Source organism: Polaromonas sp. P1_E11, from assembly GCF_056405995.1.
Map to the genome: position 1 here is coordinate 235,494 of NZ_JBFUBA010000006.1, position 25,958 is coordinate 261,451.

A 25,958-nucleotide genomic window follows, 5' to 3' on the forward strand; every position below is an offset into this window, starting at 1 on the left:
GGGCGCGGCACACAGCCCGGCGTTAAAACTCCAAGGCTGATCTCAGGTATTTCCCTCGCTCTGCTTCATGATGTCCGGCGCCGTCAGGTTGATGTTGCAAGGCGGAAACTCGTTGGCCACGTAAAAGGTGTCGGGCAAATCCGGGTAGAAGTTCTTGCCGGGCGCCATGTCCTGGTACTCCACATAGGGGATGGGCACCGAGATGTACTGCGGCAGCTTTTGGCCTTGCAGTGCGGCGATGGCCGCCTTCAGGGCCACCGAGACCAGGCCAGGCGACTGCGCGGCTGAAGCGCCTTTGAGGCCGTCCTTATGGTACTGATGGACCATCTTGCGAAAGCCATTCTCCCCTTCCGCACCGATGGGCACGAACGGGTGCTTGGCCTCGATCAGTGCGCGAATGGTGCCGTTGGATCCGGCCTGCGTGTAAATGCCGTTGAAGCGGCCATGCACGGCAATGGCGTCGGCCGCTACCTTCTGCGAGGTGCCGTCGTCCCAGTTGCCCACCACTTCGATGATCTGGACCTGCTTGTGCTTGTCCATGATCTCGCGGAAACCGAGATGGCGGTCGCGGTCCACCGAGTTGCCCGGCAAGCCGCGGATCTCCAGCACCTTGCCGCTGGTCACGCCATTCTTCTCCAGCCAGCGGCCCATCAGGCGGCCCATTTCCAGCTGGTCTTCGTTCACCTGGATCACCTCGTCGGTGTCGAGCACGTTGTCGAAGGGAATCAGCACGACGCCAGCCTCCTTGGCGCGCTTGATCACCGGCTTGAACGAGGTGGGAGACACCGCGATCGTGAGGATAGCGTCGAAGCCTGCGTTGATGAAGTTGTCGATGGCGCCCAGCTGCGCAGCCACGTCCGTGCCGGTGGACACGACCTTCAGCTCCTTGATGTGCGGCTTCATCTCCGGCGTTGCTGCATAAGCCTTCAGCGACTTGATCATCTGGATGCGCCAGCTGTTGCCCGCATAACCATTTGCCAGCGCGATGCGGTAAGGTCCCTTCTTGGCAGGATACTGGATGGTCTTCGTGTTGCCGGAGAACGGCTTGAAGCAGGCCGGCTCGTAGGTCTGGGCCAACGCCGGCGCGCCCATGCCGGCCAGTGTCGCGGCCGCACCCGCAGCCAGAATATCTCGTCTCGTTTGCATGCTTGTCTCCTGTTTAGAGTGTGCCGGTCTCTGAAGCCGGCGAGCTGACAACGGCGCAGGATTGCGCGAAGCATTTGGCCAGGCCAAAACTTAACCAATTCATTTTTGGTCTGGCCATAACGGACCGCATCAGGGCTTTCCCTTGACTTGCGCCGCTTCGAAGGCTGCGTCGCCCTCAGGACCCAAGGCGCCGCAGGCGGGTCAGCCTGCCTGTGACACCAACACCGACGGCGAGCTCCAGGAGCGGGGCGACATGACAGTCCGGAAGTCCTCGACCGTAGCGTTGCGGCTGCCAGGTAACGTAACGTGGCTTCGCGCTTGTGAAACTCAGGATCGAAGAAAGTAATGCTGCCGCGGACGATGGAAAAGAGGACGCGCTTGCCACCGTGGGTGATGAACCGGAATCCGAGTTCCTTCACAGATCACGTCAGCATGACTGGCCTTGTGCAGTGGCCAGACCGGTAACTATATATTTGCTAATTTGGGCCGACCACTCTCGGCGGCGAGCTTTCGAATCTCGGAAAACCTGGGGAGACCCCCAGCAGCGGAAGCGGTACTTTCGCAGTCTCTGATACTCCGTTCAAAATTAGTTCCGGCATCTCGCCATCAAACAAGGCCGGCCCGGCCAGGCGGTCGACCCAGTCCAGAAGCTGCATGCCGCAGTACACCACGTGGCGCCCACGGATGGTGATGCGCAGACCCCGGCGGTGGCGCTGGAAGACGGGCTCCCCGACCGCGTCCTCGAAAGCCTTCAGCCGGTGACTGGCGCCCGACAGGGACAAGTGGCAGCGGCGCGCAGCTTCCGACAATGAACCGGACTCGGCGCAAAGCACCACGAGCCGGATCGAAGCGAGGTCGAAGCGTTGAAGGTTGATAAATTTGGTCATGCCAATTTTTTGAATGTACCAATTTTGGTCTGACCAGACAAGGTTTTTCCACCGCAACTTGCCGGCCATGGCCGCGCAGAGGCACTGCCCGACGGTATGATCCTTTCGTTACACCTTCCCCGCCATGAGAGTTACCAAGCCTGCCGAACCCCGTCGCCTGTATCAGCAGATCGCCGATCAGATCAGGGAACTGATCGCCAAAGGATCGTTCCAGGTCGGCGACCGCCTGCCGGCCGAGCGCGATCTGGCATTGCTTCTGGGCGTGTCACGCCCTTCGCTGCGCGAGGCATTGATCGCCCTGGACGTCCAGAGCAGTGTCGAAATCCGTGGCGGCTCCGGTGTCTACGTCTGCCCGCAGCCCAAACGCACTTCCGGGAAGGCCACACCCGCACTCGGCGAGAGCCCAAGGGAACTGATGCAGACGCGCTCCGCCCTGGAGAGCGCGGTGGTGATCCTTGCCTGCGCGCGCGGCACCCCTGAGCAGCTCAAGCAGCTCAGGACGATCGTCACGAGAATGAGGGCTGAAACGGATCGCAACCGCGCCCCGCTGAATCTTGATCGACGCTTTCACATGACGCTTACGCAGATGAGTGGTAATTCCGTTATGGCCCGCATCATCGCCGAGTTGTTCGATGAACGGCACAGCCCGATCTCGGCCAAGCTGTCTTCGAAATACGAGAACCCACGCACCTGGAAGGCTGCGCTGAAGGAACATGAGGCTATTCTCAGCGCTCTGGATGCACGCGATCCGATAGCCGCACAGGCTGCCATGCTCGCCCATCTGCGCGCCTCCGAGCTGCGTTGGGTGGGGGACTGACCCCGTCCCCTGAGGCGTGCATCCATGAGCCCACGATGCGCAGTTTGCTATCGCTCGCGCCGGAAATTGAATTGGTGCCGGGCCCGAGTCGGGCCTAGCATCGCGCGTGCACCCCGCCGCTGCACATCGCAATTCAGGAGACGATTCACATGAACATGCAAACCCGCTATCCCAGCCTGAAGGACCGGTCCGTCCTCATCACCGGGGGGTCGACCGGCATCGGTGCCACCCTGGTGCGGCAGTTCGCTGCGCAGGATGCGAAGGTCGGGTTCATCGACATCGATGTGGACAACGCGCTCGCCCTTCAGGCAAGTGTGGCGAAGGAGCTCGGCAAGCGCGTGCATTTCATGCGCAGCGACGTCACCGACACTGACGAAATGCGCCGGGCGATCAAAATGCTTCGCTCCCAGATCGGGCCGATCCGGGTGTTGCTGAACAACGCGGCCAACGACGAGCGACACCTGATCGAGGACACGACACCGCAATCCTGGGACGCGGGTGTCGCCGTGAACCTCAAGCACCAGTTCTTCGCGGCGCAGGAAGTCGTGCCAGACATGAAAGCGCTTGGCGGCGGCTCCATCGTCAACTTCGGCTCGGTCAGCTGGATGCTCAAGCAAGGCGGCATGCCGGTTTACACCACCTGCAAGGCGGCCGTGCAAGGGCTCACCAGGAGCCTGGCGCGAGACTTCGGGCCCTTCCGCATTCGGGTGAACACCCTGGTGCCGGGTTGGACCATGACGGAAAAGCAGTTGCGGCTGTGGGTCACACCCGAGTCCAAGGCAGATCTGGCTCGCGCGCAATGCCTGCCGGGAGATTTGATGCCTGAACACATTGCGAAGGCGGCACTGTTCCTGGCTTCCGACGACAGCGAGATGATGACGGCGCAGGATTTGGTTGTCGATGGGGGGTGGACATGATTGATGGGCCACCCGAAGGATATTGAATTCCATCGAAATCTGACAAGGGCGGCCCTACCAGGAGCGACGCCCCAGAATTGAAAAAGCCCCTGAATCCGTTAGGAATCAAGGGCTTGCGCATCTGGTGGCCTGGGGCGGAATCGAACCACCGACACAAGGATTTTCAATCCTCTGCTCTACCGACTGAGCTACCGGGCCTGAGCCTCAGATTATATATCACCCGAAAGGGGTGTCCGGTCCCCTGGGTCTTCAGGGTCAGACGCCGCGTTTGCCGCGGGTCAGATCGACACCGAGTTGCTTGAGCTTTCGGTAGAGGTGGGTACGCTCAAGACCGGTTTTCTCCGCCACACGGGTCATGGAGCCGCCTTCCTTGGCCAAATGAAATTCGAAATAGGCTTTTTCAAATTCGTCACGTGCATCGCGCAGGGGCTTTTCAAGCAAAAAGCTTTGTGTGGCCTGGGGACCCAGGTCAACAGGTGTCGGCAAGGTCCCGCCGGTCATCACGGCTTCTACCGTGAGGTCGGCTGCGTGTGCCGCAGGGCTGCTGTTCATTACGGCGGGTTTGCGGGGAGCTGCCTTGGTGAGGCCCTGCTCCACGGCCTTCAGGAGTTTTTGCAGCGTGATGGGTTTCTCAAGAAACGCCATGGCGCCGATCTTGGTAGCCTCGACTGCCGTATCGATCGTGGCGTGACCGCTCATCATGATGACGGGCATGGTCAGCAGGCCACTGGAAGACCACTCCTTGAGCAGCGTCACGCCGTCGGTGTCGGGCATCCAGATGTCCAGCAGCACCAGGTCGGGCCTGGAGCGACCGCGGGCGGCGCGGGCCTGAGCGGCGTTCTCGGCGAGCTCGACCTGATGCCCTTCGTCATTAAGAATTTCTGAGAGAAGGTCGCGTATGCCCAGCTCATCGTCGACCACCAGAATATTTGCCATGATTGAATTGCTGCCTGCCTGTTATTGCGAATGCCGTGCGGATATCGAAGTGTTACTGAATGTGTTGTTAAGCCACAACTGCAAATGATAACGACACTTGTGCCCCTTGCACCAAACCGTCTGCCACGCGGTTCGAAATATCGATGCGGGCTCCGTGTTCATCTGCAATTTTTTTGACGACCGCGAGCCCCAGTCCCGTACCCTTGACCTTGGTCGTGACGTAAGGCTCGAACGCGCGTTTAAGGATGTGTTCGGGGAAACCTGTTCCGTTGTCGCGCACCGTCAAACGCACACGCCTGGACGTTTCAGAGTATTCGGTCTTGAGCGTGACCCGTCCGTCCTCCTTGCCTTCCTGCGCATCCTGGGCGTTTTGCAGCAGGTTGTGGATGACCTGGCGCAGTTGCTGATCGTCGCCCTGGATTTTTGGGGCCTTGGGGTCCAGCTCGGTGACCACCGGAACCGCGGCACTGTCGCTGCGCAGTTCGCTGTGACCGTCACTGAGGTAGAGCTGCATCACGTCGTTGATCAATGCATTGAGGTCAACCGGCTTGAGCTCAGCTGCCGGCAGGCGGGCGTAGTCGCGGAATTCATTCACAAGCCGCTTCATCGCGTCGACCTGGTCGACGATGGTCTTGACGGATTTGGTCAGCAGCAGTTGCTCGGGCTCGCCGACCTTGCCAGTGAGCTTCATTTCGAGGCGCTCAGCCGACAGCTGAATGGGTGTGAGCGGATTTTTTATTTCGTGGGCCAGGCGGCGCGCCACCTCACCCCACGCCTGCGCGCGTTGGGCCGACACCATTTCGGAAACATCGTCAAACACCAGTAAAAATTCTTCGGTGCCCGGCATCTTGGCGCCTCGGGCGATCAGCGTGATGGCGTTGTCGGGTGCACCCGGCACGGCCGCATTGAGTTCAAAAGACTGCTGCCAATGCTCGAGCCCGTGCGGCGCACTTTCGCTGAGGTAATCGGTGAACTGGGCCAGCACGTCTTTGGCAAACAGGCCCAGCCCCGGCACTTCGCCCAGCGACTTTCCGTGGTACGCCGCCAGCGGTGCACGCAGGATGCGGGTAGCCCCAGGGTTGCTGGACTGGATGCGGCCATGCACATCCAGCACGATCACACCGGCGGTCAGGTTGTCCAGAATGGTCTGCAGGTTGGCGCGTGCGGCGTCAACCTGGCTCATGCTTTGCTGCACCGCCGAGCGGGCATCGGCCAGCTGCTGGGTCATGTCGGCGAAAGAACGCGTGAGCCCGCCCAGCTCGTCCTTGCCCTGCAGGGCGGCCTTGGGCGTCAAGTCGCCCTGGGCCACCTGACGCACGCCCTCCGCCAGCACCAGCAGCGGTTTGGCCAACTGGTTGCCCAGCACCACGGCCAGCAGTACCGCGCCGAATACGGCCAGGAACAGGCTGAGCGTGAGCGTGCCTATGTACATCTTGCGCAGGCCGCCGCGTGCCAGCGCGCGCTCCTGGTATTCGCGGTTGGCTTCCTGGACGGCGACGGCATTCGCCACCAGGCCCTCAGGCAGCAGCTGGGTTACCTGCAGAAAACGGGCATCCCCCAACACATTCACGTTGGGGTTGTTCACCACGGCAATCGCCTTGACCCGCGCAGTGGCCCCCGGCGCGATGCCGGCAGCTCCCGTGGTCAACTCGCCGTTGCCGGCGGACACCACCTCGTCGAGACCTTCAATTTGCGTGACAACGCGCTGTGTGCGTGCTGCGCGCAGTTGCTGCACCGAAGGGCGTTCGGGTTTCAGCAGAAACCTCGACTCACCGGCGCTGGCTATCACCTGGCCCGAGGGGCTCCAGAGCACCACATCGCTGGCCTGGAGCTGGTCGCGCAGGCGTTCAAGTGCCAGGCCGGCCATGGCGTCCGGCGTCTCGGCAATCTGGGTGGCGGCCTGCCGTGTCTTGTTGCCAAGGTCGGCGGCCAGGGTGTCCAGTGTGGCCCGGCCCAGGTTCAGCCCGGCCGCCAGCGCCCCCTCCACTTCCACGTCAAACCAGCTTTCAATGGACCGCGACACAAACTGGTAGGACACCACATAAATCATGAGCCCCGGCATGAGGCCGACCAATGCAAAGATGGCGGCCAGTTTGACCAGCAGCCGGCTGCCAAAGCGGCCGCGGTACAGCCGCAGTGCAAGGCGCGCCACGATCCATCCGATGACCAGCAGCAGCAGGCCTGCAACGGCCACGTTGAGCACGAAGAGCAGCGCGTAATTGCGCTCGTACAGCTCGCGATTGCCGGTGGCCTGCGTCAGCAGGAACATCAGTACCAGGCCGAGCGCTGCGATGGCCCCCACGCCGACACCGACCGTCCAGCGAAAAGCCTTGCTGCTCCTGAGTGAGCCGCCGCTGACCTGCAGGTTCACTTGACGCCCTCGGCGCTGGAGACCACAGGCGTGGCGGGCTCCAGTTTCAGCCGCTCCCTGACCTGCGCGGAGATATTCCAGTCTTTTTGCCCGGCAACCCCGATCTGGAAGGGGCGCGGCAGCTGCGTCAGGTCGAGCCTGAAACTGAAATCAAGCTTGTGGGCGGCGTCGGGGTCGACCTCGGCCGCGTCGGCGATTTTCCAGCGCGCTACGCGCTGGATGGCAGAGAGGGCCTCAGGAAGGGTTTCGTAATTCTGGTTCAGTGTGGCGCGCAGGCCCACCGAACTGGTGATGAGGCCCGAAGCGATGTTGACGCGCCAGCGACGGGTCAATGGCTGGTAAGCCAGGCGAACGGTGCGGGCCGCACTGGCCACGCGCGGGTCCGTCCAGTACCAGCGGTCGCGGTAAATATCGGCTTCGACCACAAAAAACATCGGGATACCCTTGAGCAGGGCGTCCTCCACCACGGCCGGAAGCTCAAACCGGACTTGCGCGGACAGGTGAACACCGTCGTCACCGCGCTCCACGCGCAGCTGCGTGATCTCGGTGGCCGACGCCAGTCCCGGTGCGGCCATTGCGATGCAAAGGCACAGCCCCTGCAGGAAACGCACCATGATGCCCACCGCACGCCGCCAGCCGTCAGCGGCTGCGCTTTTCGAGAAGGGCGTAATAGAAACCGTCGTGTTCACGCATCAAATTGTCCGGGAAGACTGTCGCTCCGACGCCACTTTGGGGGAGCAAATGCCCCGGCGAGGGCTTTAATAAGGCGTCGGTGTGGTGCGTAAGAAACGTTTGTATCTGGTTGTCGCCTTCCGCACGAAAAACTGAACAGGTGCAATACAGCAGGCGCCCGCCGGGCTTGAGCAAAAGCCAGAGCGTTTTCAGCAAATGCGCCTGGATGTCGGCCAATTGGGCGATGTCCGTGGGCCGGCGCAGCCAGCGTACATCCGGGTGGCGCCGCACGATGCCCGAGGCGGTACAGGGCGCGTCCAGCAGGATCGCGTCGAATGCCTGCCCATCCCACCAGGAATCAGGCTGGCCGGCATCGCCGACACGGATGTCGGCCTGCAGACCCAGGCGATGCAGATTCTGCTTCACGCGTTCGCAGCGGCGCGCGTCGATATCCAGCGCCGTCACATCGCAATCAGCGAATTCAAGCAAGTGGGCGGTTTTGCCTCCGGGTGCAGCGCATGCATCCAGCACTTTCAGCCTTCCGGTTTCCCCGGCCCCGGTACTTAGACCTTCCAGGAGCAAAGGCGCAGCCAGCTGCGCTGCAGCGTCCTGCACCGAAAAATGCCCTTCCGCAAAGCCCGGCAACGAGCTCACGGCCTGCGCACGGGCGAGGATGACCCCCTGCTTGCCGACCGGCATTGCTTCAATATTGATAGCGGCCAGCGCCCGTTGGTATTGGGCTCGAGTCGTTTTTCTCTCATTAATTCGTAAAATCAGCGGTGCCTGGGTATTGTTGGCCTGCAGTATGGCCTGCCAGTCCCCGGGATGGTCCTTGCGCACCCGGTCTATCCACCATTGGGGATGGTTCCACACGGCCTGCGGGCTTTTCTCGGTGCGGGCCAGCAGCTCCTCGCGTTCGCGCAAGAACCGGCGCAGGCAGCCATTGATAAAGCTGGCCTGGTGCTGTGTGGCGTCGCCGCGCTTGGCGGCTTCAACGGCCTGGTCGACCAAAGTGTGGGCTGTGTATCTGGCCCCCACGCTTGTCGCTTCGCGTACTGCGCTGCCCCCCGAGGGGGCTAATTTTCCTAGGGGCGGCCTGTCGGAAAATTGTTCCGGCCGGTTGACATCGATTTCGTTCCAGGCCAAGGCCAGCGCGACACACAGCAGCGCATCCGCCTCGGACGGCGGCGGGCGGCGCGCCAGTTGCTGGCGCAAGGCCTCGGCGCGGCCCAGCCAACGCAGGGTGTGAAAGCCCAGCGACTGCACGCCGGGCCGCAACGCAGCGTCGACGTCTTCCAGCGCGGCTGTCATGGACTGGCCGTCGCGCACGGCCATTAAAAGGGAAGCAGCGCCCTGAAGCTGGCGCCACAGGGGGACTTGGGTCGGGTTGTCTTGCATCTGTCTCACGTCTGCCGCCCGGAACGGACGGCCAACCCGTATTAGACCAGCCAAGAGATCAACGTCCTTCGAGGAGGAATGAAATGCAAGCATGAGCCGCGGAACCGGCTTTGCCAGGCCGCAGGCGGCGGCCCCCTCGGGGGGCAGGGAGTTACGCGAAGCGAACGACCGTGGGGGCTAAACCAGCGTGTCTGCCCAGATATTGCTGGCCCAGTTCAGTGCGTAGACACCCTCGAGCTCTGTAGGCCCGGTGCTGACGCCGCCGGAGCCGGCAACCGCTTTGAAGGTTTTCTCAGCCACCACGTATTCATGCACGCTGGCGACGTGGATCACGTTCTTGTTGTCGACAAAGCTGTAGCAGGTGTTGGTCAGCATGGGCGCGGGGTTCACATCCCAACCCGAGAGCTGCGCGACGATCGCGGCCGCCGCCACCTTGCCGTGGTTGTTGGCCATATGGCCGCTCTTGGGCATGGCGGGGGCGACCTGGATGGAGTCGCCCAGCACATGAACGTCCTTTGCGGCAGTGGATTCAAACGTCAGGTAGTTAACGCCGCACCAGCGGTTGTTGGCCTGGTTGTTAAGGCCCGCCTGCACGGCAATCGTGCCGGCGCGCATGGAAGGCAGCACATTCAGCACGTTGGCCTTGACATCGTCCTGCACATCGAACTTGATGATCCCGGCTTTGGCGTCAACCGCGGTGGCCTTGTGCTGGCCGCGGTATTCGATGATGCCTTTGTATTGCTCGGCCCACACCTTCTTGAAGAGCGGCCCTTTGGACGTGACATCCGGGTTGGCATCAAGGATGAGCACCTTGCTGCGCGGTTTGGCGGCCTTGAAGTAGCCGGCAATGACGCTGGCGCGTTCATACGGGCCGGGTGGGCAGCGGTATGGCGCTTCTGGAATGGTGATCGCGTAAACGCCGCCGTCGGGCATGGCTTCAAGCTGCCGGCGCAGCGCCACGGTTTCCGCGCCGGCCTTCCAGGCCTGCAGGACCTGGCCGGAGGCATTGGCGTCTTTCAGGCCCTCGATGCTGCCGAACATCAGTTCCACACCAGGCGAGACCACCAGCTTGTCATAGGCGATGGTGGTGCCGCCTGCCAGGGTGACCGTTTTCTTCGCGGTGTCGATGGCGCTGGCGTAGTCCTTCACCACAGTGATGCCGTGGTTGCGCGACAGGCCCGCGTACGATGTGGTGAGATCCGCAATCTGTTTACCGCCGCTGAGCACGAGATTGGAAATGGGGCACGAAATAAACGCCTCCTGCGGCTCGATCAACACCACGTCGATTTTGTTGTCCGAAAGCAGGCGCACGTATTTGGCAGCTGTAGCGCCGCCGTAGCCGCCGCCAATTACCACAACTTTGGCGCTGGACGGAATGGAAGTGCTGGCGCAGCCGGCCAGACCCAGCAAACCCAAAGCGGCACTGGACTGCAGGAAAGAGCGGCGCTTGAGACCTGCCAGCGAAACAGTGTGAAGAGGCGTGTTCATGGTGTTTGCTCCTTACTTCTTTTGAGCGGCAAAGTAGCTCGCCAGCGACTCGATCTGCGCGTCGTTGAAACCCTTGCTGATCTGGTGCATCACCGTGGCGGGCCGCGTGCCGGCCTTGAAGGCATTCATCTGCGCAACGATGTAACCCTTGTCGAGGCCTGCAAGTGAGGTGACCGCGGAACCCTGAACCACTTTGCCATTGGTACCGTGACAGTTGGCGCAGGTTGCCGCCAGACCCCTGGCGTAAAGCGTTTCTTTGCTGCCGGCGTCTTGCGCCTGCGCCATGGGGCTGAGCGCAAGGCAGAGCAAGGGCAACGCAAGGCGCTTGAGCCTCCTGGGTATTGGAAGACGTAACGTTCTCATAGGTTCTCCTGTCGTTTTGGGCAGCCGTCTTTTCAACTGAAAATTTAACGCGGTGCGCTCTGCACCCTATAGGGAGTATCCAGTACTTCGGCAGCAGCTGGAGCCTTGCCGTTCAACCCAATGGCGATGTGCTTATTGGAAAGTTATTGCTGCCATGGCGAATCTAGAAAATGGCGTCCGGCCGCGTCGGCATTTCATCATCGCGCTGCGTGGGTAGCGCCTCCATTGACCGGCCATAGATGCGGCGAATGCGCTCGGCCAATGGAGGATGGCTGGCGAACCAGTGGGTGTCTGCGCGAAGGCCCACCAGCAGCATGTGTTGCACGGCCGGGTGCACGCTGCGCGGCATCAGCCCCTGCGCCTGCTGGCCCGCCACCTTGCGCAGCACGCCGCCCAGGCCATCCTTGCTGCGCGTGAATTGCACTGCCCGTGCATCTGCCAGAAACTCACGCTGGCGTGATACCGCCGCCTTCAGTGCGCGCCCCGCAAGCCACCCGAGCGAGCCTGTGGCCATGATGGCAAAGCCGGGCAAGGCAAGGAAAGACCGCCCGCCGCTGTCATTCTGCGCGCACATGCTGCGTCCGAGGTTGAAGACCATCTCAAGCCCGAACACCATGCCTGCCAGCCGCATGTTCAGGCGCGTATCGCCTTCGCGTATATGGCTGAATTCATGTGCCACCAAGCCCTGCAGCTCGTCTCGCGTCAGGTACTCCAGTGCACCGCGCGTCACCGCGACCACCGAGTCGTCCTCATCCCAGCCGGTGGCAAACGCGTTGATGCCCTCCTCCCGGTCGAGCACCATGGCCTGGGGCGGGCGCATGCTGGAGGCGATGGCCAGTTCACTCACGATGTTGCACAGCTTCTGTTCAGACTCACGGCTGGCCGGCCAGGCTTCGCGGGCACCGGCACGGCGCGCCAGCTTCTCGCCACCGCCCTGGAGCGCGGAGGTTTCCAGCCACCAGCCGCCAAACACGAACAGAAGGGTCACGCCCGTGTTCACCGCAAAAAAGTAGCCGGGGTAGCCACTGAACCCGGGGGCCACCAGGCGCCAGGTGAGCGCCAATGCGGCATTGACCGCAACGACCAACGCGAACACCGCCAAGCCAAACAGCACCAGCAACTGCGTGGTCTGCCCACGCGCCGTTTCTTGTCGCTCAAAGAACCGCATTCACAGTCCCTCGAGTCATCTCATCTTTCAATACCTGAGGAGCACTCAGGCGGCTTACAGAGGATCCAAACCAGCCAGGGCCGCGGAACCGGCTTTGCCGGGCCGCAGGCGCAGCGGCCCCCGAGGGGCTGGAGCCTGCGACTCCAAAACTGCTTGAGCAGCTTTGGACAGGCGACACGGGCGAAGCGTCTCGCGAGCCGCGGCCTGCAAGGCCTCGCGTGGTACAAGAAGTGACAAGCGTGGGGGCCACGTCATCAGAACTGGACACGCACAGCCTGGCGCTCAGCTGGCGTCTCGGTGGCGCGCAACATGGCTGAAGGCCCAAAACCGAACGTGCGGGCAATCAGCAGCGCGGGAAACTGCCCCTGCGCATTGTTGTAGTCCAGCACGGCATCGTTATAGGCCTGCCGGGCAAAACCGACTTTGTTTTCAGTGCTGGTGAGCTCTTCGCTAAGTTCACGGATGGTCTGGTCGGCCTTGAGTTCGGGGTAGGCCTCGGCTACGGCAAAAAGGCGGCCCAGGCTACCGTCCAGCGCCTGCTCCGCAGCAGCAAGCGCCACAACAGCGCCGGCATTGGCGGGGCGGCTGCGCACTGCATCGCTGGCTGTGCGCGCCTGATTGCGTGCGAGCATCACGGCCTCCAGCGTGCTTTGCTCATGCTGCAGGTATTTCTTGGCGGCTTCAACCAGATTGGGGATCAGGTCATAGCGACGCTTGAGCTGCACATCGATCTGGCCGAAAGCGTTGGCAATGATGTTTTTCAGCCGAACCAGCCGGTTGTAGGCGCCGACGGCCCAGAAAACCAGCAAGGCAAACACAATGACGAAAACAAGCGTGCTAAGAGGCATGGATATTCCTTGGTGCGACATGAGCTGACACTCACCCGACAGTTCGGCGGGCAGCTGCCGCGAGGTTAACTGTTTTTGGGCTCAAACGGCAAGCGTGCAGCCTGCATTTAAACGCTGCGAAACGCTATCGTTTTGATAGCTGCTTGCGCCCGTCAGATATGCGTTAAAGCCGAATTCTTCTTGAATTTTCACTGACAGGCCACCAGAAAACAGCAAGAAAACTGCCCATAAAAAAGCCCCACACCCTTGCGGAATGTGGGGCCTGGCGCCTTCTACGGCGCGGGAGTCAGTCTGGCTTACTCGGAAGCCGCGCTGTCGCCACCCGCTTCGGCAGCGGCGGGCATGGCTTCGAGCTCGGCCGCTTCGGCTTCAGCAATGGCGCGGCGCTCTGCGTCGTCCATCTGGTCCTTGGCTTTGCGTGCCTCGTGGTAGGCCATGCCGGTACCGGCAGGAATCAGGCGACCGACGATCACGTTTTCTTTCAAGCCACGCAACTCGTCGCGCTTGCCCATGATGGCAGCCTCGGTGAGCACGCGGGTGGTTTCCTGGAAGGAAGCCGCAGAAATGAACGAATCGGTCGACAGCGAAGCCTTGGTGATACCGAGCAACAAGTTGCTGAACGTTGCCGGAATCTTGCCGTCGGCGCGCAGGGCGTCGTTGGCATCCAGCATGGCGGAACGCTCGACCTGTTCACCGGCGATGTAGCTGGAATCACCCACGTTTTCAACGACCACGCGGCGCAGCATCTGGCGAACAATCACTTCGATGTGCTTGTCGTTGATTTTCACGCCCTGCAGACGGTAAACGTCCTGCACTTCGTCGACGATGTAGCGTGCCAGCTCTTCCATGCCCAGGAGGCGCAGGATGTCTTGCGGGTCGGCCGGGCCGTCCACAATCGACTCGCCCTTGTTGACCACCTGGCCTTCGTGCACCAGGATGTTCTTTTCCTTCGGAACCAGGTCTTCCCAGACCTTGCCTTCGGGATCAGTGATCTGCAAGCGAACCTTGCCCTTGGTCTCTTTACCGAAGGACACGGTACCGGTCATTTCGGCCAGCGTGCCCTTGTCTTTCGGCGTACGGGCTTCGAAGAGCTCGGCAACACGCGGCAGACCGCCGGTAATGTCACGGGTCTTCTGGCCTTCGATCGGGATACGGGCCAGCACTTCACCGGGGCCCACGTCCTGGCCATCACGCACCTGGACCAGCGCACCCACCTGGAAGCCAATCGTCACCGAGTGATCGGTGCCGGGGATCTTGACTTCGTGGCCGGAGGCGTCGATCAGCTTGACCTGCGGACGGATCACTTTCGTGGCGCCGCGGCGTTTCGGATCGATCACCACCAGGGTGGACAGACCCGTCACATCGTCAACCTGCTTGGCAACCGTCACGCCTTCTTCCACATTCTCGAAGGCCACCTTGCCGGCGAACTCGGTAATGATGGGGCGCGTCAGCGGATCCCAGTTGGCCAGAATGGCGCCAGCCTTGATGGTCTGGTCGGCCTTGACGGTCAGTGTGGCGCCATAAGGCACCTTGTGGCGCTCACGCTCACGGCCATGTTCATCATGGATGATGATCTCGCCGGAACGAGCGATCACGACCAGTTCGCCCTTGCTGTTGGTCACATAACGCATCGGTGCGTTGAAGCCGATCACGCCGTTGGACTTGGCTTCTACGCTGGAGGCGATCGCTGCGCGCGATGCGGCGCCGCCGATGTGGAAGGTCCGCATCGTCAGCTGCGTGCCGGGCTCACCGATCGACTGGGCGGCGATGATACCGACGGCTTCGCCGATGTTGATGAGGCCGCCGCGGCCCAGATCTCGGCCATAGCATTTGGCGCACAGGCCGAAACGGGTTTCGCAGGTCAGTGCCGTGCGCACTTTCACTTCGTCCACGCCGGCTGCTTCGAGCTCTTCGATCAGGTCTTCGTCCAGCATGATCCCGGCTTTGGCCAGCACCGAGCGGTTTTCCGGGTGCAGGATGTCTTCAACCGCCGTGCGGCCGAGGATACGGTCACGCAGCGATTCAATGACTTCACCACCTTCGACGATGGCGCGCATGAGGGAACCCTCTTGCGTGCCGCAGTCTTCTTCGGTGACCACCAGATCCTGAACCACGTCGCAAAGGCGGCGCGTCAGGTAGCCGGAGTTGGCCGTTTTCAACGCCGTATCGGCCAGACCCTTACGGGCACCGTGGGTGGAGATGAAGTACTCCAGCACGTTCAGGCCTTCACGGAAGTTGGCCGTAATCGGCGTTTCGATGATGGAGCCGTCTGGCTTGGCCATCAAACCGCGCATACCGGCGACCTGGCGAATCTGCGCAGCGGAACCGCGGGCGCCGGAGTCGGCCATCATGTAGATGGAGTTGAAGGACTCCTGCTCGACTTCCTTGCCGTTGCGGTCCAGTACTTTCTCTTTCGAAAGCTGGGCCATCATCACCTTGGAGACTTCGTCGCCGGACTTGCCCCAGATGTCGACCACCTTGTTGTAGCGCTCGCCGGATGTCACCAGGCCCGAGACATACTGCTGCTCGATTTCTTTGACTTCCTTTTGCGCGCGCGCAATGATGGCCGGCTTTTCCTTGGGGATCAACATATCGTCGATGCAGATCGAGATGCCGGCTTTTGTCGCCAGGCGGAAGCCCGACTGCAGCAGCTTGTCGGCAAACACCACGGTCTCTTTCAATCCGCACTTGCGGAAAGACACGTTGATCAGCTTGGAGATTTCCTTTTTCTTCAACGCCTTGTTGATGTTGGAGAAAGGCAAACCTTTGGGCAGGATCTCGGACAGCAATGCGCGGCCGCCCGTGGTTTCCCACAGCTTGGTCGACGGCACGAACTCGCCCGTGGCTTTGTCCTTGGTGTACTCGGTCAGGCGCACGCTGATGCGGGCGTTCAGGTCGAGCTCACCCGCGTCAAATGCGCGGCGGACTTCGCCGGTGTCGGAGAACACCAGGCCTTCGCCCTTGCCGTTGGTACGGTCGCGGGTCGTGTAGTACAGACCCAGCACAACGTCCTGCGAAGGAACGATGGACGGCTCGCCATTGGCAGGGAACAGGATGTTGTTCGAAGCCAGCATCAATGTGCGGGCTTCCATCTGTGCTTCCACCGACAGCGGCACGTGGACAGCCATCTGGTCACCGTCGAAGTCGGCATTGAAGGCCGAGCAGACGAGCGGGTGCAGCTGGATGGCCTTGCCTTCGATCAGGATGGGCTCAAAGGCCTGGATGCCAAGGCGGTGCAGCGTAGGCGCACGGTTCAACATCACGGGGTGCTCTTTGATCACCTCTTCCAGGATGTCCCACACCACTGGCGTGCCGGATTCGACTTCCTTCTTGGCCGCCTTGATGGTCGTGGCGATGCCGCGCGACTCGAGTTGCGCGAAGATGAAAGGCTTGAACAGTTCCAGCGCCATGAGCTTGGGCAAGCCGCACTGGTGCAGCTTGAGCGTTGGGCCCACGGTAATAACAGAACGGCCCGAGTAGTCGACGCGCTTGCCCAGCAAATTCTGGCGGAAGCGGCCTGACTTGCCCTTGATCATGTCGGCCAGAGACTTCAGTGCGCGCTTGTTGGCGCCCGTCATGGCCTTGCCGCGGCGTCCGTTGTCCAGCAGCGAGTCCACAGCTTCCTGCAGCATGCGCTTTTCATTGCGGGCAATGATTTCAGGCGCTTTCAGCTCCAGCAAACGACGCAGACGGCTGTTGCGGTTGATCACGCGGCGATACAGGTCGTTCAGGTCGGAGGTCGCAAAACGGCCGCCGTCCAGTGGCACCAACGGACGCAGGTCCGGCGGCAGCACAGGCAGCACGTCGAGCACCATCCAGCCCGGCTTGATACCGGACTTCTTGAACGCTTCCATCAATTTCAAGCGCTTGGCGTTTTTCTTGATCTTGATTTCGGAGCCGGTCAGGTCATTGCGCAGCTTCTCGATTTCGACGTCGAGGTCCAGCCCTTCGAGCAGGTCCTTGATGCCTTCGGCACCCATCTTGGCGGTGTACTCGTCGCCATATTCCTTGCGCTTGGCGTCATAGTCGTCTTCCGACATGATGCTGAATTTCTTCAGCGGGGTCATGCCAGGATCAGTAACGACATATGCTTCGAAGTACAGCACGCGTTCGATGTCGCGCAACGTCATGTCGAGCACCAGGCCCAGGCGCGACGGAAGCGATTTCAGGAACCAGATGTGCGCGCACGGTGCGGCCAGGTCGATGTGACCCATGCGCTCGCGGCGAACCTTGGTTTGCGTGACTTCAACGCCGCACTTCTCGCAGATGACACCGCGGTGCTTCAGGCGCTTGTACTTGCCGCACAGGCACTCGTAGTCCTTGATGGGGCCAAAGATCTTGGCGCAAAAAAGACCATCGCGCTCTGGCTTGAAGGTACGGTAGTTGATGGTTTCAGGCTTCTTCACTTCGCCGAAAGACCACGAACGGATCTTCTCGGGCGAAGCCATGCCGATCTTGATGGCATCGAAATGCTCATCCGGCGTGAATTGCTTGAACAGGTCGAGTAATGATTTCATGAGTTAAATCCTTTTCTTTCCTGTTGATTAGCTGCGTTCGAGTTCGATGTCGATACCGAGCGAGCGGATTTCCTTGACCAGCACGTTGAACGACTCGGGCATGCCGGCCGTGATCGCGTGCTCGCCCTTGACGATGCTTTCGTAGACCTTGGTACGGCCCTGCACGTCGTCCGACTTGACGGTGAGCATTTCCTGCAGCGTGTAGGCAGCGCCGTATGCTTCGAGCGCCCAGACCTCCATCTCGCCGAAACGCTGTCCGCCGAACTGCGCCTTGCCGCCCAGCGGCTGCTGGGTAACGAGCGAGTATGGACCGGTCGAACGTGCATGCATCTTGTCGTCCACCAGGTGGTGAAGTTTCAGGAAGTGCATGTAGCCCACCGTGGTCGTGCGCTCGAACGCATCACCCGTACGGCCGTCATACAGCTGGGCCTGGGTACGCGTTGCCGTCAGACCCTTGGCCTTGGCAATGTCGTCCGGATAAGCCAGCTGGAGCATGCCCATGATCTCGGCCTCGGAAGCGCCGTCAAACACGGGAGTGGCAAAAGGCACACCGGTGGTCAAGTTGCCGGCCATTTCGATGATGTCGGTATCCGACAACTTCGCCAGGTCCTCTGCGCGGCCTGACTTGTTGTAGATCGTTTCCATGAACTTGCGGATTTCCTGCACCTTGGCTTCGGCTTGCAGCATGTCGCCGATGCGATGGCCCAGGCCCTTGGCGGCCCAGCCCAAATGCACCTCAAGCACCTGGCCCACGTTCATGCGCGAAGGCACGCCCAGCGGGTTCAGCACGATGTCGCACGGTGTGCCATCGGCCATGTGCGGCATGTCTTCGACCGGAACGATCTTGGACACGACACCCTTGTTGCCGTGGCGGCCGGCCATCTTGTCGCCAGGCTGCAGGCGGCGCTTGACGGCAAGGTAAACCTTGACCATCTTGAGCACGCCCGCCGGCAATTCGTCGCCCTGCGTGAGTTTCTTGCGCTTTTCTTCGAAAGACAGGTCAAAGCTGTGGCGCGTCTGCTCCATCGAGTTCTTGACGCTTTCGAGCTGGGCAGCCACTTCGTCATCGGCAGGACGAATGTCAAACCAGTGGTACTTCTCGACATCGGCCAGGTAGGCCTTGTCGATTTTGGTTCCCTTGGCCAGCTTTTTCGGGCCGCCGTTGGCAACCTTGCCGATAAGCAGCTTTTCGATACGGTCAAACGCATCGGCTTCCACAATGCGCAACTGGTCGTTCAGGTCCAGGCGGAAACGCTTGAGCTCGTCGTCGATGATCTGCTGGGCACGCTTGTCGCGCACAATGCCTTCACGGGTGAAGACCTGCACATCGATCACGGTGCCTTGCGAGCCCTGGCTCACGCGCAGCGACGTGTCTTTCACATCGCTGGCTTTTTCGCCGAAGATGGCGCGCAGCAGCTTTTCTTCCGGCGTCAGCGTGGTCTCGCCCTTGGGCGTGACCTTGCCGACCAGCGTGTCGCCAGGCTGGACTTCAGCGCCGACATAAATAATGCCGGATTCGTCGAGGCGGTTCAGCTGTTGCTCGGACAGGTTGGGGATATCGCGTGTGATTTCTTCGGCACCCAGCTTGGTATCACGGGCCATCACGACGAGTTCTTCGATGTGAATCGAGGTGTAGCGGTCTTCGGCTACCACGCGCTCGGAGATCAGGATCGAATCCTCGAAGTTGTAGCCGTTCCACGGCATGAACGCGATCAGCATGTTCTGGCCGATGGCGATTTCGCCCAGGTCAGTCGATGCACCGTCGGCAATCACATCACCCTTGGCCAGCTTGTCACCGATCTTGACGATAGGACGCTGATGGATGTTGGTGTTCTGGTTGGAACGCTGGTACTTGATCAGGTTGTAGATGTCCACACCGACTTCGCCGGCGAGGGCTTCTGCATCATTCACGCGCACCACGATACGGGTTGCATCAACATAGTCCACCACACCGCCACGGTTGGCAGTCACCACGGTGCCGGAGTCAACCGCCGCGACGCGCTCAATGCCCGTGCCGACCAGCGGCTTTTCGGGACGCAGTACTGGCACGGCCTGACGGGACATGTTGGCGCCCATCAACGCGCGGTTGGCGTCATCGTGCTCCAGGAACGGAACCAGCGAAGCCGCCACCGAGACGATCTGTGCAGGAGACACGTCCATGTACTGGACACGCTCAGCGCCCACCAGGACGGACTCACCGTTTTCCCGGGCAGACACGAGGTCACCGGTCAGCTTGCCGGCATCGTCCAGAGCCGCGTTGGCCTGGGCGATAACGTATTTGCCTTCTTCGATGGCCGACAGGTAGTCGATCTGGTCGGTGATCTTGGCGTCCACCACACGGCGATACGGCGTTTCAATGAAACCGTATTCGTTGAGGCGGGCATACAAGGCCAGCGAGTTGATCAGACCGATGTTCGGACCTTCAGGCGTTTCAATCGGACAGACACGTCCGTAATGGGTCACGTGCACGTCGCGCACTTCAAAACCGGCGCGTTCGCGGGTCAAGCCGCCTGGGCCAAGGGCCGAAACACGGCGCTTGTGGGTGATTTCGGCCAGCGGATTGGTCTGGTCCATGAACTGCGAGAGTTGCGATGCACCGAAAAACTCTTTCAGCGCAGCCGAAATTGGCTTGCTGTTGATGAGGTCGTGCGGCATCAGCGGCTCTTGCTCGGCCTGGCCGAGGCGCTCTTTCACGGCCTTTTCGATACGTGCCAGACCGGTGCGGTACTGGTTTTCAGCGAGTTCGCCGACACAACGCACGCGGCGGTTGCCGAGGTGGTCAATATCATCGACTTCACCGTTGCCGTTGCGCAGGTCCACCAGGATCTTGACGACAGCGAGGATGTCCTCGTTGGTCATGACCATGGGGCCAGTGGATGAATCGCGGCCCACGCGGGCATTGAACTTCATGCGGCCGACCTTGGACAGATCGTAGGTATCCGGGTTGTAGAACAAGCGCTGGAACAGGGCCTGCACGGCATCTTCGGTGGGCGGCTCGCCGGGGCGCATCATGCGGTAAATGGCAACGCGCGCAGCAAACTCGTCTGCGGTTTCGTCGGAGCGCAAAGTCTGGGAAATGTACGAGCCCTGGTCGAGTTCATTGGTATACAAAACCTGCAGGTCCTGCACACCGGCAACGCGCAACTTCTTCAGCAGCACTTCGCTCAGTTCATCATTGGCCTTGGCGATGATTTCACCGGTCTCAGCATCAACGATGTTCTTGGCGACCACACGGCCGATCAGGAAATCTTCGGGAACGCTGATTGTCGTGGTGGCGCTTTGCTCCAGCTCGCGGGTATGGCGAACGGTGATGCGCTTGTCTTTTGCGATCACGACCTTGCCGTTTTTGTCGGTAATGTCGAAACGAGCCACTTCACCGCGCATACGCTCGGCCACGAATTCCATTTGTGCACCGCTATCCATCAGGCGGAAATTGTCGAACACAAAGAAGTTGGCCAGGATGGATTCCGGGTTCAGGCCAATGGCCTTGAGCAGAATCGTGACAGGCATCTTGCGACGACGGTCAACCCGGAAGTACAGGATGTCTTTGGGGTCGAACTCGAAGTCGAGCCACGAACCGCGGTAGGGAATGATACGAGCCGAAAACAGGAGCTTGCCCGAGCTATGGGTCTTACCCTTGTCGTGTTCAAAAAACACGCCAGGCGAACGGTGCAACTGGGACACGATCACGCGCTCGGTCCCGTTGATCACAAAAGAGCCCTTGTCGGTCATGAGCGGCACTTCGCCCATATAAACCTCTTGCTCTTTGACTTCCTTGACCACCTTGGACTGCGACGTGGAGGATTCGCGGTCATAAATGATCAGCTGCACCTTGGCGCGTACGGCCGAGGCGAAAGTGAGTCCACGGGTCTGGCATTCACGCACGTCAAACGCGGGCTTGGCCAGGTTGTACTCGATGAATTTCATCTCGACAAAACCATTGTGCGAGACGATGGGGAAAGCGTTTTCAAACGCTGCCTGCAGGCCTTCCACGGTGCGCTTTTGAGGTGCACGGTCGGCTTGCAGGAACGCTGTGTACGCGTCTTTCTGCATTTGCAGCAAATAGGGAACAGTCAACACGCTTTCGCGGTTGCCGAAGCTTTTGCGGATGCGTTTACGTTCGGTGTAGGAATAGGCCATGAGTTCTCCGCGTTGATGGGCTCTGGCGACTCTCGTGCCCGAATACACCACGTATTCAGGCAGCTTGGTGGTTGGCCACTACCAACCATGGCGGACGGTGACGCATTGCACGTCACCCGAACCAAGGCGTTTTCTGCAGTCGGGGTCAGAAAACACTGGAAAAAGGACTGATACCAATCATTTTTCCAGTGTTTCTACAAAACACTGGGCAGGCTACAGGCCTGTCAGGGTTTGAAGAACACTGGAAAGCAGACGGTTAAGTCTGCTTTTCGGTGTGTTCCTTGAAACACGAAAGGCTGGAAGCCCGACTACGGTCTTCCAGCCTTCTCAAACACCAAGAATTACTTGAGTTCGACTTTCGCGCCGGCTTCTTCGAGCTTCTTCTTCGCAGCTTCTGCGTCAGCCTTTGGAGCGCCTTCCTTGACGTTCTTCGGAGCACCGTCAACCAGGTCCTTGGCTTCTTTCAGGCCCAGACCCGTGATTTCGCGAACGGCCTTGATGACCGACACCTTGTTGGCGCCAGCTTCGAGCAGCACGACATTGAAGTCGGTCTTTTCTTCAGCAGCTGCAGCAGCACCGCCGCCACCGCCAGCAGCGGGAGCAGCCATCGCAGCTGCGCTCACGCCAAATTTCTCTTCGATGGATTTCACCAGTTCGTTGAGTTCGAGGACCGTCATGCTATCCAGCGCGGTCAAAAATGCGTCTTTATCGAATGCCATTTTGAATTTCCTAAAAAGTTGGGTACAAATTACGCTGCTACAGCTTCAGCTGCTGCGGGGGCATCGGCTGCGCCGCCGCCCTTTTTGGCCGCCAGGGCGCCCAGCACAACGGCCGTACGCGACATAGGCGACATCAGCAAGCCACACAACTGGGCGAGCAACACTTCCTTGGAAGGAATGTTGGCCAGTTGCTTCACGCCGTTCACGTCCAGGGATTTACCACCGAATGCACCACCGCGAATTACCAATTTGTCATTGGTTTTTGCGAAGTCAGCGACTACTTTTGCAGCAGCCACAGCATCTGTGGAAAAGCCATAGATCAGCGGGCCCGTCATCTGGTCGGACACGATTTCGAATGCGCTACCAGCCACGGCACGGCGAGCCAGGGTGTTCTTCAGAACACTCAGGTTCACGCCTTTGTCGCGGGCTTGGCTGCGCAGACGGGTCATGTCAGCGACCGTGATACCACGGTATTCCGCCATCACGAGCGTTTGAGCTTTAGCGGCGAGGCCAGTCACTTCATCAATGACGGCTTGTTTCTCACTGCGGTTGAGACTCAAGGTCTACTCCTTAAAAATGTGTGGTCAGCTTCCAGCGGCTTTCACCACCTTCAACCTTCAACACGCTCATGTTCAGCGACCAACTGTTTCAGATTCTTTGCAAAACCATCTGCAGCGGGACCGCCATCTGCGTTGGCTGTCTTTCGATTAAGCGGCAAGCCCAAAAAGCCTGCCACGCCAACGGTCTTTGATGACCTGCCGGAGCGAACCCCGGCAGCCCACCACATTGAACAACCCCTGCGGGTTGTTCAAATTTCTGCGATTACGCTGCGATAGTTTGCGTGTCGACGCGAACGCCTACACCCATCGTTGACGAAACCGCCACTTTCTTCAAATACACGCCCTTGCTCGAAGCCGGCTTGGCTTTTTGCAACGCGTCGATCAATGCAGCCAGATTGCCTTGCAACTTGGCGGTGTCGAACGAGCGGCGGCCAATCGTGCCGTGAACAATACCGGCCTTGTCGACGCGGAACTGAACCTGGCCGGCTTTGGCATTCTTGACGGCTTGCGCCACGTCAGGCGTCACGGTGCCAACCTTGGGGTTGGGCATCAGGCCGCGGGGACCGAGCACTTGGCCCAACGTACCCACGATGCGCATGGCATCGGGGGAAGCAATCACCACGTCGAAGTCCATCTTGCCTGCCTTGATTTCAGCAGCCAGATCGTCCATGCCGACGATATCTGCGCCAGCGGCTTTGGCTTCTTCAGCCTTGGCACCCTGGGCGAATACGGCCACGCGCTTGGTCTTGCCGGTGCCGTTTGGCAGCACGACAGCGCCGCGAACGACCTGGTCGGATTTCTTGGCATCGATGCCGAGCTGGACAGCCACGTCGATGGATTCATCGAACTTGGCGACAGCAAATTCCTTCACGAGGCCGAGGGCGTCGGAAATGGCGTACAGCTTGTTGCTGTCGATTTTGTCGCCAATGGTCTTCTGGCGTTTGGTCAGTTTGCTCATACAACACCCTCCACCGACACGCCCATGGATCGGGCCGTACCGGCAATCGTACGAACTGCAGCATCGAGGTCAGCAGCCGTCATGTCTTTCATTTTGGTCTTGGCGATCTCTTCAAGCTGTGCGCGAGAAATCTTGCCAACCTTCACCGTATGCGGCGTGGACGAACCCTTGTCGAGCTTGATGGCTTTTTTGATCAGAACGCCTGCCGGAGGCGTCTTGATGACGAAGGTAAAACTCTTGTCGGCAAATGCCGTGATCACCACAGGCAATGGCAGACCTGGCTCAACACCTTGGGTCTGGGCATTGAATGCCTTGCAGAATTCCATGATGTTCAGGCCACGCTGACCGAGCGCAGGGCCGATCGGGGGGGACGGGTTGGCCTTACCAGCTGGCACTTGCAGCTTGATGAAGCCGACGATTTTTTTCGCCATACTTTTCTCCTTGCGGGTCATAACGCCTGAACGCTGCCAAGGCAGGTCCGGGCTCCCCGGGGGTTACACAACTCAAAACAGTCCGCAAGGACCGTTTCGCGCCGAGTTGCAAGGCGCGAAATTATTTACCGAATCGAAATTACGTTTTTTCGATCTGGCTGAATTCCAGCTCTACCGGCGTAGCACGCCCGAAGATCGTGACCGACACTCGCACCTTGTTCTTGTCGTAGTTGACTTCTTCCACCGTACCGTTGAAGTCGGTGAAAGGGCCGTCCTTGACGCGGACGTATTCGCCCGTTTCAAACTCGACCTTGTGGCGCGGCTTCTCGGTACCGACCTGCATCTGACTGACGATTTTCTGGACGTCTTCTTCAGAAATGGGAGCCGGGCGATTCTTGGCACCACCGACAAAGCCCGTCACCTTGTTGGTGTGTTTCACCAGATGCCAGGTCTCATCATCCATGACCATTTCAACAAGCACATAGCCCGGAAAAAACCGGCGCTCGGTCGTTTTCTTCTGGCCGTTCTTGATTTCAACCACTTCTTCAGTGGGCACCAGGAAACGACCAAACTTGGACTGCATGCCCGCACGGTTGATGCGCTCAACAATGTTGCGTTCGACCGCTTTTTCCATGCCGGAATAGGCATGGACGACATACCACTGCATGCCTGGGGTCGGCGTGAGGGACGTTCCCGCCGCCACTTCGCTGACTACCGTGCCGTTCAGATCGCTCATTATCTTTTCCATCCCAGGATCAGGTCATAAAACACCCACTCGAGTGTTTTATCGGTAAGCCACAAGAACAAGGCCATGATCACCACAAAACCGAATACATAGGCCGTCATCTGGATCGCCTCTTTACGGGCTGGCCAGACAACCTTCCGGACCTCGCGCCACGAGTCCCGCCCAAAAGCCACAAATTGCTTGCCCGACTCCGAGGTCATGAACACAGCAACCGCGGCCACCAAACCAGCAATCAAGGCACCCCACTGGGCTACCTGGCCCTGTTTGGCAAAGAAGTAAAAGCCCACCAGCGAGGCCAGCACCAGTGCGACAGCCACACCCAACTTGGCCTTGTCGGCGTTGGTACTGACGGTTTCAACTTGAGAAGAGGCCATGGTCGCCGATTTCCTGTTCAATCTTCATGCGTCCCTGCAGACGCTTAAGCCCACCTGGAGTTTTTTGACTCCTGGCGGGCTTGCTTTTTATCTTTTCAAACCACCCTCAGCATCGACACTCATCAAAGCCGGGTGGCAGGGGCAGTAGGAATCGAACCTACAACCTTCGGTTTTGGAGACCGACGCTCTGCCAATTGAGCTATACCCCTCCATCAACCTTACAAATTACGCAATGATTTTGGCAACGACGCCGGCACCGACGGTCTTGCCGCCTTCGCGGATGGCAAAGCGCAGGCCCTCTTCCATGGCGATCGGGTTGATCAGCTTGACGGTGATCGACACGTTGTCGCCTGGCATGACCATTTCCTTGCCTTCTGGCAACTCGATCGCACCGGTCACGTCCGTCGTGCGGAAGTAGAACTGGGGACGGTAGTTGTTGAAGAATGGCGTATGGCGGCCGCCTTCGTCCTTGGAGAGAACGTAGATCTCACCGGTGAAGTGCG

At 60.1% G+C, this 25,958-nt stretch carries 21 protein-coding genes, 2 tRNA genes and 1 pseudogene; 2 read left to right on the forward strand and 22 right to left on the reverse strand.

The window, feature by feature from the left end; genetic code table 11:
- Positions 1–42: 42 nt before the first annotated feature.
- The 3 genes and pseudogenes from AC1D11_RS19595 to AC1D11_RS19605 form a co-directional block, all read right to left on the reverse strand.
- The gene (locus tag AC1D11_RS19595) at positions 43–1,146 is read right to left on the reverse strand and encodes a sugar ABC transporter substrate-binding protein (RefSeq protein WP_477647092.1); all 1,104 of its coding nucleotides are present in this window, start codon (positions 1,144–1,146) and stop codon (positions 43–45) included.
- Between the two features lie 252 nt (positions 1,147–1,398).
- A pseudogene (locus AC1D11_RS19600) lies at positions 1,399–1,553 on the reverse strand (dehydrogenase); the annotation flags it as partial.
- A gap of 69 nt (positions 1,554–1,622) precedes the next feature.
- Positions 1,623–2,033, reverse strand: a complete 411-nt coding sequence (locus AC1D11_RS19605; RefSeq protein ID WP_477647093.1) for a helix-turn-helix domain-containing protein — start codon at positions 2,031–2,033, stop codon at positions 1,623–1,625.
- Between the two features lie 124 nt (positions 2,034–2,157).
- On the opposite strand from AC1D11_RS19605, the gene AC1D11_RS19610 reads away from it, so the two are divergent.
- Positions 2,158–2,850: a FadR/GntR family transcriptional regulator gene (locus AC1D11_RS19610; RefSeq protein ID WP_477647094.1), complete on the forward strand. Its 693-nt coding sequence runs from the start codon at positions 2,158–2,160 to the stop codon at positions 2,848–2,850.
- A 149-nt stretch (positions 2,851–2,999) separates the two neighbouring features.
- A complete protein-coding gene (locus tag AC1D11_RS19615) occupies positions 3,000–3,767 on the forward strand; it encodes an SDR family NAD(P)-dependent oxidoreductase (RefSeq protein ID WP_477647095.1) in 768 nt (255 codons plus the stop codon).
- A gap of 122 nt (positions 3,768–3,889) precedes the next feature.
- Here AC1D11_RS19615 and AC1D11_RS19620 read toward each other — a convergent pair.
- From AC1D11_RS19620 to AC1D11_RS19710, 19 genes are all read right to left on the reverse strand, one after another.
- Positions 3,890–3,965: transfer RNA gene (locus AC1D11_RS19620), tRNA-Phe, on the reverse strand.
- Between the two features lie 57 nt (positions 3,966–4,022).
- Positions 4,023–4,703, reverse strand: a complete 681-nt coding sequence (locus AC1D11_RS19625; protein WP_457282636.1) for a response regulator — start codon at positions 4,701–4,703, stop codon at positions 4,023–4,025.
- Positions 4,704–4,770: 67 nt separating this feature from the next.
- On the reverse strand, positions 4,771–7,074 hold the full coding sequence (locus tag AC1D11_RS19630; RefSeq protein ID WP_477647096.1) for a sensor histidine kinase: 2,304 nt from the start codon (positions 7,072–7,074) through the stop codon (positions 4,771–4,773).
- On the reverse strand, positions 7,071–7,763 hold the full coding sequence (locus tag AC1D11_RS19635) for a DUF4390 domain-containing protein (RefSeq protein ID WP_477647097.1): 693 nt from the start codon (positions 7,761–7,763) through the stop codon (positions 7,071–7,073). Before AC1D11_RS19635 ends, AC1D11_RS19630 begins: the two co-directional genes overlap by 4 nt.
- Positions 7,714–9,144 carry a 16S rRNA (cytosine(967)-C(5))-methyltransferase RsmB gene (gene rsmB, locus AC1D11_RS19640; protein WP_477647223.1) on the reverse strand — a complete coding sequence of 477 codons (1,431 nt, stop codon included), beginning with the start codon at positions 9,142–9,144 and terminating at the stop codon, positions 7,714–7,716. The genes AC1D11_RS19635 and rsmB overlap by 50 nt, the downstream gene beginning before the upstream one ends.
- Positions 9,145–9,321: 177 nt before the next feature.
- Entirely contained in the window at positions 9,322–10,632 is a 1,311-nt protein-coding gene (locus AC1D11_RS19645) for an NAD(P)/FAD-dependent oxidoreductase (RefSeq protein ID WP_477647098.1), read from the reverse strand.
- A gap of 12 nt (positions 10,633–10,644) precedes the next feature.
- Entirely contained in the window at positions 10,645–10,995 is a 351-nt protein-coding gene (locus AC1D11_RS19650; protein WP_477647099.1) for a c-type cytochrome, read from the reverse strand.
- 163 nt (positions 10,996–11,158) lie between these two features.
- A complete protein-coding gene (locus AC1D11_RS19655) occupies positions 11,159–12,163 on the reverse strand; it encodes a M48 family metalloprotease (RefSeq protein WP_477647100.1) in 1,005 nt (334 codons plus the stop codon).
- 254 nt (positions 12,164–12,417) lie between these two features.
- Complete coding sequence (locus AC1D11_RS19660; protein WP_477647101.1) at positions 12,418–13,011, reverse strand: LemA family protein; 594 nt, start codon at positions 13,009–13,011, stop codon at positions 12,418–12,420.
- 296 nt (positions 13,012–13,307) lie between these two features.
- On the reverse strand, positions 13,308–17,528 hold the full coding sequence (rpoC, locus tag AC1D11_RS19665) for a DNA-directed RNA polymerase subunit beta' (protein ID WP_477647102.1): 4,221 nt from the start codon (positions 17,526–17,528) through the stop codon (positions 13,308–13,310).
- Positions 17,529–17,555: 27 nt separating this feature from the next.
- On the reverse strand, positions 17,556–21,668 hold the full coding sequence (rpoB, locus tag AC1D11_RS19670; protein WP_477647103.1) for a DNA-directed RNA polymerase subunit beta: 4,113 nt from the start codon (positions 21,666–21,668) through the stop codon (positions 17,556–17,558).
- Between the two features lie 341 nt (positions 21,669–22,009).
- A complete protein-coding gene (gene rplL / locus AC1D11_RS19675) occupies positions 22,010–22,387 on the reverse strand; it encodes a 50S ribosomal protein L7/L12 (protein WP_431094480.1) in 378 nt (125 codons plus the stop codon).
- A gap of 29 nt (positions 22,388–22,416) precedes the next feature.
- On the reverse strand, positions 22,417–22,947 hold the full coding sequence (gene rplJ / locus AC1D11_RS19680) for a 50S ribosomal protein L10 (protein WP_477647104.1): 531 nt from the start codon (positions 22,945–22,947) through the stop codon (positions 22,417–22,419).
- A gap of 262 nt (positions 22,948–23,209) precedes the next feature.
- Entirely contained in the window at positions 23,210–23,905 is a 696-nt protein-coding gene (gene rplA, locus AC1D11_RS19685; RefSeq protein WP_457282626.1) for a 50S ribosomal protein L1, read from the reverse strand.
- A complete protein-coding gene (gene rplK, locus AC1D11_RS19690; protein WP_007871338.1) occupies positions 23,902–24,336 on the reverse strand; it encodes a 50S ribosomal protein L11 in 435 nt (144 codons plus the stop codon). The genes rplA and rplK overlap by 4 nt, the downstream gene beginning before the upstream one ends.
- A gap of 139 nt (positions 24,337–24,475) precedes the next feature.
- Positions 24,476–25,003 (reverse strand): transcription termination/antitermination protein NusG, encoded by a 528-nt coding sequence (nusG, locus tag AC1D11_RS19695; RefSeq protein ID WP_228778638.1) that lies wholly within the window; start codon positions 25,001–25,003, stop codon positions 24,476–24,478.
- Between the two features lie 68 nt (positions 25,004–25,071).
- Positions 25,072–25,455 carry a preprotein translocase subunit SecE gene (secE, locus tag AC1D11_RS19700; RefSeq protein ID WP_477647105.1) on the reverse strand — a complete coding sequence of 128 codons (384 nt, stop codon included), beginning with the start codon at positions 25,453–25,455 and terminating at the stop codon, positions 25,072–25,074.
- A gap of 133 nt (positions 25,456–25,588) precedes the next feature.
- Positions 25,589–25,664, reverse strand: a tRNA-Trp gene (locus AC1D11_RS19705).
- A 16-nt stretch (positions 25,665–25,680) separates the two neighbouring features.
- Positions 25,681–25,958, reverse strand: a 278-nt coding sequence (locus tag AC1D11_RS19710; RefSeq protein WP_477651471.1) for an EF-Tu C-terminal domain-related protein, incomplete at its 5' end; no start/stop codon positions are given.